Here is a 14,207-nt window from a genome sequence, read left to right as displayed (position 1 = left end):
GCCATAAGGATTTTTTCATGCTGCTTGTCAGTAACTACCCCCAAGTTCCGATAGCGACCACCAATGTCGCAACGGACTCGGCTCGGGTCGACAATCAGCTCAAGCCTGTCGTGATCCCACCACAGGCTGCGACTAAGGGCCATGAAGAGCGCGCTTTTAATCCGCAAAATGAACGTACCGCAGACCAAACTCAGCAGCAGGCGCGCTTACTCGAGCAAAATCAGCAGCAAGTTCAAGACAAACAGCAACAACAGCAGTCTTCACAGCAGCAGAGCCAGCAACAGCAAGAGAAACAAGCGCCCCTAGTTGCTGCCGATCGTGCGCTGCCTAAAACCCTTAAAGTGCCAGTGCGCGGCCCTGCGGCGCTGCAGCGTAAGGATATTCGGTTAAAGGTCGGCCAAAATACTCCCCGCCCCGCCAATACTACAGCGAAAACCACGACTGCGGCGGCGCGTCAGCCGATGCAAGGGGAATCCCCTCAGTTTTATCAACAAGTTGGACAGCGTATTGGCCAGTATTATGCGCAGCAAACTCAGCCCGAAGCCGAACCTGCTATGTCGGCTTGGATTTAAAATCTGCTGGTTTAAAGATAAGTTTGAAAATAAAAATGCCGCTAATCAGCGGCATTTTTAATTCGGTTATTTACCCGAGCGATACAGCTCTTGCTGGTAGGCTAGGCTGCCCCACAGGGCCCAACTTAAGGCCTTTTTCTCCAGCGCCTGCGCCGCAGGGGCATAAGGTGTTAAGTGCTCAGTCTTTTCATCGTACTGGAAGCCCTGCGCAGCTTTCTCTGGCTGCAGGATAACCACATCTTTACCTTCCATCAGGGCAAAGTTTTTATCGTATTGCATCAGCGCACGCCCCGGCCAATCATCGCTGACCTGAGTTAAGTCACGACCTAACATAGGGTAAGAGTCTGAAATACCAATCAAAGATAACAGGGTTGGCGGCAAGTCGATTTGACTCACAATACGGTGATCGCGTTTTGGCGCAACATTATCTCCAATGATTAACCCCGGAATACGGAAGCGAGATACCGGCACCAAATCGGCCCCCCCTACGCGACTATCGTGGTCGGCCACTACGATAAAAATAGTGTCCTTCCAGTAGTCAGCATTTTTCGCCAGTTTGAAGAACTCACCAATCGCATAATCGGCATATTTGGCCGCGTTATTGCGGGTTTGCTTAGGTTGTTCATACAGCTCAATGCGGCCATCGGGGAATTCGAATGGGTCGTGGTTACTCGAGCTAAACACCAAGCTAAAGAATGGCTTACCCTCACTGTGAAGACGCTCGAACTCACTATTCGCCTTACGCATTAAATCTTCGTCGGATGCGCCCCACGAGCCAACAAAGGCCGGAGACTTATAATCCTTCTGGTCGATAATGTCGCTAAATCCATTACCGAGGAAGAAACTGCGCATGTTGTCGAAATGGCTCTCACCACCGTAGATAAATTGGGTGGTGTAACCGTGGTTTTTCAGCAATTCAGCGAGAGTGAAAAAGCCCGTCTGACTCTTACCGAGTTTCACCACGGCGCGTGCCGGCGTTGGCGTAAAACCTGTGGTGACCGCTTCGATTCCGCGCACTGAACGTGTGCCAGTGGCGTAAAGATTATCGAAATACCAACCTTCCTGTGAGAGCGCATCGATATTCGGCGTTAAGGGCATACCACCTAAGCTCCCCACAAAGCGGGCGCCTAAGCTTTCCTGTAACAGGATGACTAAGTTTTTCGGTTTACCGCTGTAGCTGGCCTGGTTAAAGCTCAATGAAGGGATATCGCTCGAGGTAAAGGCACTCTCGGGGCGGCCACTCTCTTGTCTGATGGTCTTGATGATCTCATCTCTATCTAATGAGCCATACACCTTAGAGGCATCTTCTTCGCTGCCCATTTGCTTGATTGCAAACACTAACGAATAAGCAGAGTTAATCACGAGGGAGTTCACTAATGGATCGTCGGCAAATGCCACCATCGCTGGGTTGATTGGACGATGACCTAAGGTTGAGCGCGCGCCCAATAGGGTCACGACGATCACCATGACAGCTAACACAGGACGCCAATACCAACGTGGGAAACGCAGATTTTTAGTCAACTTACCGCTGAGTATCCAACCGCCACACAGCGTCGCTAGGGTAAGCAGCACAGAGAAAATCAGCTCCAGCTTGCGTCCCGCCCACAGCATCGACAGCACTTCTTTGGGGTAAATCAAATACTCCACATACAAGCGGTTCGGGCGAATGCCGTATTCCTCAATAAAGGCTGGCGTTGAAACCTCAAGGAATACAATGGCCCACAGACCTAAGGTTAGCCATAGGCGCAGCACCCATTGCCAAATACGGCCTAGCAGGTGTTCACCCGAAAACAACGCCGTACCTAAGGCGGCGACACCCCATAACCAACACAGGGTTGCGATATCGACACGAATACCTTGTAGTAGCAGATGCGACCAACCGTCAACGGCGGCCACACGTTCGCCCTGCCACAAACCTAAGCCGATGCGGCTTGCCGTAGCAATAACGAGTACTAACAGACTGAAAACAAGAATGACGCGAAATGGCCCATGGGCGGGCTGGCGTCCACGAGCGGATGAACCTGACTGCATGTATAACCCCAAAACATTAAACTTCCACTCAGCTTTGGAGTGTCAATTTGAAAAAAATCGGTGAAAAAGTTGTGGTATGACAACCGATTTTGCTTAACGTTGCATTAAATGCCGACTTTATATTACCTAGGACAGCATATATGCAACAATTTTGTGGCTAACAAGTAAAAAAATGTCGACTCGAACACAGGTGTGTATCCGAGCCGACCTGAGTCAGATTACTTTTTCAGCTTTGCGAAGGCGTCTGCAAAGGCATTGCCCATGGCCGCGTTGACAGGTGCCGCTTTTTGCGCGGGGCGCGAAGACTTATGCTGGGCATTGCCCTTATGAGCCTGTGGCTTACCTTGGGATGGGCCGCGAATTTGAGCCTTGCTCTGATCGATAGCCTCATCCAAACGCATACTCAACCCGATACGACGACGCTCGACATCGACCTCCATCACCTTCACTTTCACTACATCACCCGCTTTGACCACAGTATGGGGATCGGTAATAAATTTGTCGGTTAATGACGAGATATGCACCAAACCATCTTGATGCACACCGATATCCACAAAGGCACCAAAGTTAGTCACGTTGGTGACAACACCTTCGAGGATCATCTCAGGTTTCAGATCCTTAAGCTCCTCAACCCCATCCTTAAACTTGGCGGTTTTAAACTCACCACGGGGGTCACGACCCGGTTTATCCAGCTCGCTGAGGATGTCGGTCACTGTCGGTAAACCAAACTCAGGGGTCGTAAACTCCTGCGGTTTGATATTGCGTAGCAGCTCAGAATTACCGATAAGGCTCGCCAACTCCACTTGCTTGGTCTTAGCAATGGTTTCAACCAGCGCATAGGCTTCGGGGTGAACCGCCGACATATCCAATGGATTGTCGCCATCACGGATCCGCAAAAAGCCCGCTGCTTGTTCAAAGGCTTTAGGGCCTAAGCGCGGCACTTTCAGCAGTTCTTTACGGTTTTTGAAGGCGCCATAGGCATCGCGGTAATCAACCACGTTTTTCGCTAAGGTTTTGTTTAACCCCGCCACCTGCGACAGCAAAGGCACTGACGCCATGTTTAAATCCACGCCCACACCGTTTACGCAGTCTTCGACCACGGCTTCGAGCGAGCTAGATAGCTGGCTTTGACTCACATCGTGCTGGTATTGACCCACACCGATGGATTTAGGCTCAATCTTCACCAGTTCCGCTAAGGGATCCTGTAAACGGCGTGCAATCGAAACGGCGCCACGAATAGACACGTCCAGCTCAGGGAACTCCAGCGCGGCGAGTTCTGAGGCGGAATACACGGAAGCACCCGCTTCACTCACCATCACCTTGGTCAGTTGCGGTTGGCTATCCTTAAGGCTGGCAATCAACTCACCCGCTAACTTGTCAGTTTCGCGGGATGCAGTGCCGTTACCAATCGCAATTAATTCCACCTTATGCATTTGCGCTAAGTTGGCTAAGGTACGAATCGACTTGTCCCACAAATTCTGCGGCGCATGGGGGAAGATAGTCGTGTGTGCGACCAGCTTACCCGTGTTATCCACCACTGCCACTTTAACGCCCGTGCGTAGCCCCGGGTCTAGACCCATAGTCGCCTTAGCGCCCGCTGGTGCGGCCATAAGTAAGTCGCCTAAGTTGCGGGCAAACACTTTAATGGCTTCTGCTTCGGCGCGCTCACGCATTTGCGAGATAAACTCAGTTTCCATCTGCAGAGCAATTTTAATCCGCCATGTGGCGGTCACAACGGTCTTAAGCCATTGATCAACACTGCTCTCGCCGAGTTTTAGGCCTAAGTGCTCGCTAATGATCACTTCGCAGTAACTGCCCTGACCCGCTTCGGCAGCTGGATCGGCATTCATGGATAGAGATAAGAAGCCCTCATTGCGACCACGCAACATCGCCAAGGCGCGGTGTGACGGTACTTTCGCCAGAGGCTCGCTGTGCTCAAAATAGTCGCGGAACTTAGCGCCCTCTTTCTCTTTGCCGGCGATAACACGGCTCTCTAACACACTGTTTTGGCTAAGGTGTTCACGAACTTTACGTAGTAATTCCGCATCTTCGGCGTAACGTTCCATCAGAATATAACGAGCGCCTTCCAGTACGGCTTTGGTATCGGCAAAGCCCGCTTCGAGATTCAGATAACCCGCAGCCAATGCTTCAATATCCGCCTTGCGATTGGCAAGCACGGCTTCAACAAGCGGCTCTAATCCCGCTTCAATCGCAATTTGCCCCTTAGTACGGCGCTTAGGCTTGAAGGGAAGATACAGATCTTCGAGGCGGGTCTTGCTGTCCGCGCCTTCAATTTCCCGTTGCAATTCAGGCGTTAACTTACCCTGGGTTTGAATGCTGGATAAAATGACCTGACGTCTGTCATTCAGCTCGCGTAAATAACCTAAACGAGTGTGCAGCGTACGTAACTGGGTGTCATCTAAACCCCCAGTCGCTTCTTTACGGTAACGGGCAACGAAGGGAACGGTAGCACCATTGTCGAGCAAATCTATGGTGGCAGTGACTTGATGCTCCTGAACATTCAGTTCCTGAGCAATAATTTGGGCAATAGTCTGCATAAATAAAGTATCGTGCCTAACGGTTTGATTGATCCTAATTGCGCCCAAGATACCACAGGCGCAGTCGTTATTTCATATGATGCTGTCGATTTCAGCATGAAAATCGACGAGAGTTTGATCTACTAAAGGTTATTCTGGCTCGCCCTCGAGCGGCGTCTCGAATGGGGTATAGCGGATGTCGTTGATATACCATTCCTTTGGACCCGAGGGGGTTTGCACGACCACTTCATCATCGACCTGTTTGCCGATCAGTGCCCGCGCCATGGGAGAGTCTATGGTGATATAGCCCAGTTTAGTGTCGAGCTCATCCTTGCCGACAATACGATAACGCACGCGCTCGCCCGCTTCGTTTTCAAGCTCGAACCAAGCGCCAAAGTAAATTTTGCCTTCTTGCTGGGGAGAATAATCGACGATTTTAAGTTCTTCGAGGCGTTTGACTAAGTATCTGACACGGCTATCGATTTGGCGTAAAAGCCTTTTATTGTAAGTGTAATCCGCGTTTTCACTTCGGTCGCCCTGGGCGGCGGCCTCTTGCACTTTAAGCGTGATCTGCGGACGATATTCCTTCCACAGGTATTTTAATTCTTTATCTAAGGTCATCCAGCCTTGGCGGGTGATCAAATGCGCTTTCATAACTCACTTTCCACGGGTTTAACCATGCCGAGTAGCCTTACTCGACACACAAACTAGACTATTGCGCCGGTTCGATATCGACACCAACCACTTGATTACGGCCATGATGCTTCGCCAGATAGAGTTGTTGATCCGCTACTTCGACGAGCGACTCCCAACTTAAATCGGCTAAGGGTTGAATCGTCGCAATACCAGCACTCACAGTGACTTCGCCAAAATCTGACCCCAAGTTCTCTATGTGTAAGGCTTGCACCGCATCCACCATCGCCTGCGCGAGGCGCATGGCGCCAGACAACTTAGCCTCAGGCAGGATACAGATAAACTCCTCGCCACCATAGCGCGCGATAAGATCGTTGGGGCGTTTTAACATGCCCTTAGCGGCATCGGCAACCAGTCGCAAACATTGGTCACCTTCTTGATGCCCATAGCGGTCGTTATAACGCTTAAAAAAGTCCACATCCAGCATGATAACGGATAAGTAGGCTTGATTCCGACAGCAAAAACGCCAGATTTCGGGTAAGCGCTGCTCAAACTGACGGCGGTTAGCGACCCCGGTCAAACTGTCGAGTAAGGCGATGGAGTGCAATACATCGGATTGGCGCTTCAGCTGATATTGGTTCTTGACCCGCGCGCTGGTGATGATGGGGTTAATCGGTTTGTGAATAAAATCCACTGCGCCGAGTTGGAAACCCTTCACCTCTTCAACCTCATCAAAATGGGCGGTAATAAAGATCACCCCGATATTAGCTGTGGTGGGATCGGCCTTCAGTTGTTGACAAACCTCGTAACCCGACATTCCGGGCATTTCGATGTCTAACAACACCAGATCGGGCTGCATCTTTTGGCACACTTGCAAAGCCTGCTCACCGCTCGTCGCCATGAACATTTCATATTCTTCATGGAAGAGTTGGTGCAAGATTTTGATATTCAAAGGCTGATCATCCACGATCAAAATCTTGCCCTTTACGGCCTGCTGGGTCGCCATGAGTTCACTGATATACTGCACTAGGCATCCTCCAACATCATCGCACGCAATGTCTCTAAGGCTTGCATAAAGGCGAGGGATTGCACTTGTCCATTCAGCTCAGTCCATTGTGGATGCTGTGAGAGCGGTTTTGCGAGTTTATCTACAAGAGTCACGGCTTCTAAGTTATTTTCCTGTAAGAGGGAGGCCAAGTTATCCAACTCGGCTCGAACACTTTGTATATCCAAAACACCGTTTGCAGGCTCGCTCAATTGCGGCTGTTTTAACTGTGTCTTGGGTAAAAAGCCAGAAAGCTGCTCAATACTTTGATTAATTAAAGACTCCAGTGTATCCGTCCAGCATTTTATTTCCAGCAGCTCTAGGCCTTCTTGTTTAAATTGTTTTTCTAAAAATGCTGCATGCACAGCTAAACGCCTCGCGCCAAAGTTGCTGGCAATGCCTTTAATCGCATGACTGATCGCAGCTGTAGTGGCGTAATCAAAGGTTTTGGTCGATTGCTTGAACAGACTTAGCTGCTTGGTCATTTCGGGGGCAAAACTGCTCGCCATTTTTTCGAAAAACACTTGGTTGCCGCCAAAACGACGCAAAATCAAACGAATATCGTCGAGCAGGGTTTCGCCCTCGAGATTGTGTTGTGAGTCGAGATGCGCAGACTCATGCTGCTCGAGGGATGTCACATCACGCCCCACTAGACGCAGAATATTCGGCAACAGCAGCTGCATATCGATAGGCTTACCGACGTGGGCATTCATCCCCGCCTCGAGGCATTCTTGCTTATCGGTTTGCGAGGCATTGGCCGTCATCGCGAGGATAGGCAACTGGGCAAATCGACCATCGGCACGGATCCGCCGCGTCGCCTCTAACCCATCGATGTCGGGCATTTGCACATCCATAATCACGGCATCGTATAAGTCACCGCTTTCGAGTACCTGTGCCACCCCTTCCACACCGCCACCTGCGAGCACAACGGTGGCGCCTTCATAACTCAGCAACTCCTCAATCACCTCACGGTTTAATTGATTGTCTTCAACCACTAACAGAGTCAGCCCCGCTAACAGACGCTGTGAGCGCGGCTTAGGATTCGAGTCCATGGTCTTGCCTTCGATGGCATTGAGCACGGCTTCAACCAACACTTGCGAGGTGACAGGTTTAGTTAAGAAGTTGACGAAGGGAACGTTATTAATGTGTTGGCTCTCGGCAATCACTTCATGGCCGTAGGCCGTCAACATCACCACCAGCGGGGTATAACTGCCAGTTCCGGCGTTTTTCAGCATTTCCGCGGTTTGTAGGCCGTCGATATCCGGCATACGCCAATCCATTAGCACTACATCAAACTGCTGTCCGGCTGCATTGGCCTGTTTTACCTTTTCAATGGCCTGATAACCACCAGAAGCGGTTTCAACCAGACAGCCATAGTCGCTGAGGATTTTCGATAAAATCTCGGTCGTGATTTGATTATCGTCGACCACCAGAATGCGATATTGGCTCAAATCGGCGCGGGCGCGGGCTTCAACCTCCATCACTTGGAAGGTCAAATCGAACCAGAAGCGACTACCAACCCCGACTTTACTGGTGACTTGCAGTTGTCCGCCCATTAACTCAACTAGACGTTTACTGATAGCCAGCCCAAGTCCCGTGCCACCAAAACGGCGGGAGGTTGAGGATTCAGCCTGCTCAAACCCAGTGAAAATCCGCTCAATTTGCTCTTCGCTGATGCCAATGCCACTATCGACAATCGAAAACTGCACAGTAACGGTATCGGCCTCATGGCGAATACATTCTAGGCCGACAATCACTTGCCCGTGAGGGGTAAACTTGAGTGCGTTGCCCGCGAGGTTGATCAGAATTTGCTGCAGCCTTAATTGATCGGCCAGCAGCCAAGGAGGCAGCGCCGCATCGAGATCGAACATCACTTCCACATCGGTATTGTTGTGGCTCGCCGACAGCACCACCGCCAGATCCCGCATCAATAACTCAATCGAGCAAGGGTGTGGATCGAGTTTTAATTTGCCGGCATCGATTTTTGAGAAGTCTAAAATGTCGTTAAGCAGCCCTAACAATGACTTAGCCGCCGTTTGCGCCTTGTTCACATAGCCCTGCTGCTGCACCGAGAGCGAGGTATATTGCATCAACTGCAACATCCCCAACACCGCATTCATGGGGGTACGGATTTCGTGGCTCATATTGGCAAGGAACGCCGACTTAGCGGCATTGGCGTTATCCGCCTCCAGCTTGGCACTCCTTAAATTCGCCTCAATCTGCCGCTGGGCAGTAATATCGATGTTGATACCAATCAATCGGATCACATTCCCTTGACGGTCGCGCTCTACTTGGGCACCCGCTTGCACATAGCGCACCGCACCATCCGTGGTTAACACGCGGAAAATCGGATCATAGGGTTCATCATACTCAACCGCACGGTTAAGTTTTTCTTCGGCCTCTTCAACATCATCGGGATGGACACGCATCCGCCAATGCTCATAGCTAAGACCTTGCTGTTTAAGGCTTTCTGGCTGGTCATACATGGCAAACATGCGGTCGTTCCACTGCAACGAGTTATCGAGCAGATTCCAGGTCCAAATCCCCAGCTTAGCCACTTCCGCCGCCTTACTGAGGTGATTACTCGCCGTGAGTAAGGCCTCTTGCTGGGCGAGAATCTGCGAGATATCCACGCCAATCCCAAGGTAACCCAAAACTTCACCATCATTACCACGCAATGTTGTCACCGAGAGCGAGACTTGGAATTGACTGCCATCCTTACGCACATAAGTCCAAGTGCGAGTCTCGGAGCCCTCTTCCCGCGCCTTATGGACAAAGGTGTCAAAACCTTGAATTTTTTCACCGTACTCCGCAGAAAGCTCGGCGGCGCGAGCGGCGACTTCCTCGGCAAGATGCAAAGGTGCAGAGGTGGTTTTGCCAACCATTTCCTCGGCGGAATATCCCAGCATACGCTCGGCACCGCGGTTAAAGATGGTGATGATGCCTTGAGTATCGGCGGCAATAATCGATATTTCGGAGGCCGCATCCAGCACATTGGTCAGCAGAGTCGCAATCCGATTTTTGTCGAGCTGGGCTAATTTACGTTCGGTAATATCGGTTTGCAGCGCGACAAAACGCTCCACTTTGCCATGCTCATCGAAGACCGGGCCAATCACAGTATCGAACCATTTCAGCTGCAGATCTTTCCCTTGGTTACAGATTTCCCCATGCCAAGATTTACCGGCCTTAATCTGCTCCCACATCCGCTGCCAAAACGCGGCATCGTGCTCCCCAGACTTGAGCACTGAGTGGGTTTGACCTATTAACTCCTCCCGCGCGTAGCCACTGATCAAACAGAAGTGCTCATTCACCTCTAAAATCACCCCATCTAAATCGGTGACCGAATAATGTAGCTGCTGGTTGATGGTATCGAGTAGTGCCTGATTCTCGAGTAAGGCCTGCTGCAAAGCATGGGTACGCTTGGTCACCTGTCGCTCAAGGCTAGCGTTGAGGTTGAGAATATGTCGCTCGGCATCCTGCTGGGCCGTGATATCCCGAATGGTTTGACTCAAACCCACTATGTCGCCATGTTCGTCGTAAATCGGCAAGGCAGTGGTCGATGTCGACAGGTTGCTGCCATCGGCACGTTGATGGCGCGATACTCGATTGAGTACCGTCTTGCCGGTCAACACATCGGCCATCAGAGCCTGTTCCTCCAGCACTATGCTGGGCGGAATAATCAATTCGCTACTGGGTAAGCCCAGCGCCTGCTGCTCAGTGTAACCAAAGAGTCGCTCGGCACCTTGGTTCCAACTGGTAATATTGCCAGCGAGGTCATAACTGATAATGCCGTCAAGGGAATGCTCCAACATGCTGGCACGGCGCGCTTGCTCGGCTAACACTTGTTGTTTACGTTGCAAGGTTAAGGACCACATAGCGATCAACGCCGCCAGCAACACACTGAACAAACTGCCACTGAGTAACACTAAGCTGGGCTTATTGAGATGTAATGACTTGATAAAAGCTGGATAGGCCATTACCTCAAACTGCCAATGCCTACCAAAAATCGTCTTATTTAACTTGTAGCTGTAATCCGATAGCGGGCTTAAATCATTGGCGTGGGTTTCGAAGAAATTGATCGGCTGCTTATCGTCCGTCACGTCGCTTAACATCAGCTTGGTCATTTTCTGATTCAGCGATAATCCCGTTAAAATCTCGGTCGTCACCAGCGGCGCATAACTCCAACCAAACCCTTGAGCCAGTCGCTCTTCCGGAGTTGGAGGGACAATAGCCGTTCGGTAAACGGGTAACAGAATTAAGAAGGATTGCAGCGGCTTACCCGTGGCCTGCACTAAGGTAATCGGCGCGGAAATTTGCACTTCACCCGACAGCATGGCGCGATCGGCGGCTTCTTTTCTGTGGGTCTCGGAGGCGATATCTAAACCAACCGCCTCCTTATTGCGCTCGAGCGGTTCAATATATTCAATAAGATACTTCTCCCCTTCGTTGGGGTTGAGCTGACGAATATGGTAGTCAGGCCAATCGACTGCCTTTACCCGCGCTAAAAACTGCGCTTCGTTTTCTTTGGAGACCCGCCGAATAAAGCCAAATCCGCGTGCGCCGGGAAACTCCCCATCCACATCCCGCGTCAGACTATAGTTTTGAAATATGGGGCGACTGATATGATCTTCACCCGCCGTGAGGATCATGCCGCGGGCGCCCCTCAAGCCATATTGGTAGAGGGCAATCCGGTTGGTGACATTCTCACTGATCTGCTGCGCGCTCGCTTCGAGCGCCAAAGAAATGGTTTGCGAATTGATACGACTCACCTGCCAAGCGAGCACGGCACTAAAAAAAAGTCCTACGAGCAAGACGAAAAATCCCCACTTGGAGGCTTGCTTGTAACTCATCGACAGGGTCATATACACCTAATAATTGATAATCATAGAGTTATGATTCTGGACTAATCAAAATACTTTTGCCATAAAGCTGATAAGTTAACCCAACAAATGCATCAAAAGTAGCTAATGCCAATTTAGTTACAATTTCAGTTACATACTAGATAAATGTGACGATTCCCATGCAATTTCATTTGCTTAGTATTAACATGAGTTAGCAATTAGCCGTATTCGGTCGACATTGACTCACATCATGAGCTAGTCGCTCAGATTGAATCCAGCTATATTAAGCACATTCTTGGCAGATTCGTTTTCAATTTCAGCCAGTTAATCTTTGTTGTATGACGGCATAAAGAATAAAAGCAATAATCCGAGCAATTTAAGGACATCCCATGGGACAAGAAACCTCGAAAATCCTCGTCGTCGATGATGATATGCGCCTACGAGCACTACTCGAGCGTTACCTGATGGAGCAAGGCTATCAGGTGCGCAGTGCGGCCAATGCTGAGCAGATGGACCGTTTATTGGAGCGTGAAAACTTCCACCTAATAGTGCTCGATTTGATGTTGCCCGGTGAAGATGGGCTATCCATCTGCCGTCGTCTGCGCCAACAGGGCAGTACCATTCCGATTGTGATGCTCACCGCCAAGGGCGATGAGGTCGACCGGATTATCGGTTTAGAACTCGGTGCCGATGACTATTTGCCAAAACCCTTTAATCCGAGGGAGTTATTGGCGCGGATCAAAGCGGTAATGCGCCGCCAAATTCAAGATGTCCCCGGCGCGCCCGCGCAGCAAGAGGCTGAAATTAGCTTTGGCGAGTTCTCCCTCGACTTAGCCACCCGCGAGATGTACCACGGTAATGAGGCTATCGCACTCACCAGTGGCGAGTTCGCCGTATTAAAAGTGTTAGTCACCCATCCACGCGAACCCTTATCGCGGGATAAACTGATGAACCTCGCCCGTGGCCGTGATTATTCGGCGCTGGAGCGCTCGATTGACGTACAGGTTTCACGCCTACGCCGTTTAATTGAGAAGGATCCCGCTAACCCAAGGTATATCCAAACCGTGTGGGGCCTAGGTTATGTGTTTGTGCCCGATGGCGCCGCCCGTCGATGAGCCACTCTTGCCTGAAGTCGTCAGTGCGTTGGCATCAAGATGAAATCTAAGTTTTGGTGGCGCTTTCTTCCCCGCAGCGCCTTTAGCCAAACCGTTATGCTGATTGGTTGTCTACTGTTGATCAATCAGCTGGTTTCCTATGTCACTGTGGCTGTGTATGTATTAAAGCCCAGTTATCAGCAAATCAACCAGTTAATTGCCCGTCAAATCAATCTGTTATTTGTCGATGGTATCGATATCGGCCGCGAACACTTAACCATAGTCGATGCGCTCAATGCCAAAGTCCGTGACGATGGCATGAAGGTCTACAACCAACAACAGGCCCGCGAAGCGGGAATCGAACAGGCCACCTACTACGGTTTTTGGTCATCGCAGATGTCGGAATACTTAGGTGGTGAGGCAGAAGTTCGCGTCACTCACGGCACAGTGCTACAAATTTGGATCCGCCCGCCACAGGCGCCGTCGGTGTGGATTAAAGTGCCGCTCATCGGGCAAAACGTTTCCGATTTATCGCCACTCACCTTGTACTTAATGGTGATCGGCGCGCTCAGTGTCGCCGGTGGATGGTGGTTTGCCCGCCAGCAGAATAGGCCGCTTAGACGTTTACAAAAAGCCGCGATCTCGGTCTCACGCGGTGAGTTTCCCGATCCTCTGCCGCTAAAAGGCTCCAGTGAATTGGTGGAAGTGACCAATGCTTTCAACCAAATGTCCCACAGCATGAAACAGCTCGAACAGGACAGAGCCCTGTTGATGGCGGGGATTTCCCACGATTTACGCACGCCACTAACGCGTATTCGCCTCGCCTCCGAGATGATGGTCGAGGAAGATCAATATCTTAAAGATGGTATCGTCAACGATATCGAAGATATGGACGCCATTATCAGCCAGTTTATTGCCTACATTCGCCAAGATCAGGAGGCGAGCCGCGAGCTAGGGCAAATTAATAAGCTCATTCAAGATATTGCGCAGGCCGAAGCCAACCGCGACGGTGAAATTGAAGTCGTACTGAGCGATTGCCCCGAGGCGCTGTTCCAAGGGCTGGCGATTAAGCGAGTGCTCAGTAATCTGGTCGAAAATGCCTTCCGTTATGGTTCGGGCTGGGTGCGGATAAGCTCACAATTTGATGGTAAGCGTATCGGCTTTAGCGTTGAGGATAATGGCCCGGGGATTGATGAGTCGCAAATTCCCAAACTGTTTCAGCCTTTTACCCAAGGTGATATTGCGCGCGGCAGTGTTGGATCGGGCCTTGGACTCGCCATTATCAAACGGATTATCGACCGTCACCAAGGCCAAGTGACCTTATCTAATCGCACTGAGGGCGGCTTAAAAGCCCAAGTCTGGCTCCCCTTGGAGTAAATCCAAGATTCCACATGACAACGCTGACATTCAACTTGTGTTGTCATATTTATGTCACGCGAAATTCATAAACTCTA

General features: G+C 50.7%; 8 protein-coding genes. 3 read left to right on the top strand and 5 right to left on the bottom strand.

What is annotated here, in order from left to right; translation table 11 throughout:
* Positions 1-17 precede the first annotated feature (17 nt).
* Positions 18-572, top strand: coding sequence for a hypothetical protein (locus tag CBX96_RS10955; protein ID WP_023266455.1), 555 nt, complete (start codon positions 18-20; stop codon positions 570-572).
* A gap of 66 nt (positions 573-638) precedes the next feature.
* Here CBX96_RS10955 and CBX96_RS10950 read toward each other — a convergent pair whose 3' ends face one another.
* The 5 genes from CBX96_RS10950 to CBX96_RS10930 all read right to left on the bottom strand — a co-directional run bounded on the left by CBX96_RS10950 (position 639) and on the right by CBX96_RS10930 (position 11,680).
* Positions 639-2,603 carry an LTA synthase family protein gene (locus CBX96_RS10950; RefSeq protein ID WP_109286715.1) on the bottom strand — a complete coding sequence of 655 codons (1,965 nt, stop codon included), beginning with the start codon at positions 2,601-2,603 and terminating at the stop codon, positions 639-641.
* A gap of 218 nt (positions 2,604-2,821) precedes the next feature.
* Positions 2,822-5,161 carry a Tex family protein gene (locus CBX96_RS10945; RefSeq protein ID WP_109286714.1) on the bottom strand — a complete coding sequence of 780 codons (2,340 nt, stop codon included), beginning with the start codon at positions 5,159-5,161 and terminating at the stop codon, positions 2,822-2,824.
* A 129-nt stretch (positions 5,162-5,290) separates the two neighbouring features.
* Positions 5,291-5,794, bottom strand: coding sequence for a transcription elongation factor GreB (gene greB, locus CBX96_RS10940; RefSeq protein WP_011624531.1), 504 nt, complete (start codon positions 5,792-5,794; stop codon positions 5,291-5,293).
* A gap of 58 nt (positions 5,795-5,852) precedes the next feature.
* Positions 5,853-6,779 (bottom strand): diguanylate cyclase, encoded by a 927-nt coding sequence (locus tag CBX96_RS10935; protein WP_109286781.1) that lies wholly within the window; start codon positions 6,777-6,779, stop codon positions 5,853-5,855.
* A 20-nt stretch (positions 6,780-6,799) separates the two neighbouring features.
* Entirely contained in the window at positions 6,800-11,680 is a 4,881-nt protein-coding gene (locus CBX96_RS10930; protein ID WP_109286713.1) for a PAS domain S-box protein, read from the bottom strand.
* Positions 11,681-12,048: 368 nt separating this feature from the next.
* On the opposite strand from CBX96_RS10930, the gene ompR reads away from it, so the two are divergent.
* Positions 12,049-12,774 carry a two-component system response regulator OmpR gene (gene ompR / locus CBX96_RS10925; RefSeq protein ID WP_011718733.1) on the top strand — a complete coding sequence of 242 codons (726 nt, stop codon included), beginning with the start codon at positions 12,049-12,051 and terminating at the stop codon, positions 12,772-12,774.
* 39 nt (positions 12,775-12,813) lie between these two features.
* Positions 12,814-14,130, top strand: coding sequence for a two-component system sensor histidine kinase EnvZ (gene envZ / locus CBX96_RS10920; protein WP_086902460.1), 1,317 nt, complete (start codon positions 12,814-12,816; stop codon positions 14,128-14,130).
* Positions 14,131-14,207 lie beyond the last annotated feature (77 nt).

It is taken from the genome of Shewanella sp. BC20, assembly GCF_003129585.1.
GTDB lineage: Bacteria > Pseudomonadota > Gammaproteobacteria > Enterobacterales > Shewanellaceae > Shewanella > Shewanella seohaensis.
The sequence above is the reverse complement of the archived record's forward strand: the minus strand, read 5'-3'. Positions and strand labels throughout refer to the sequence as shown.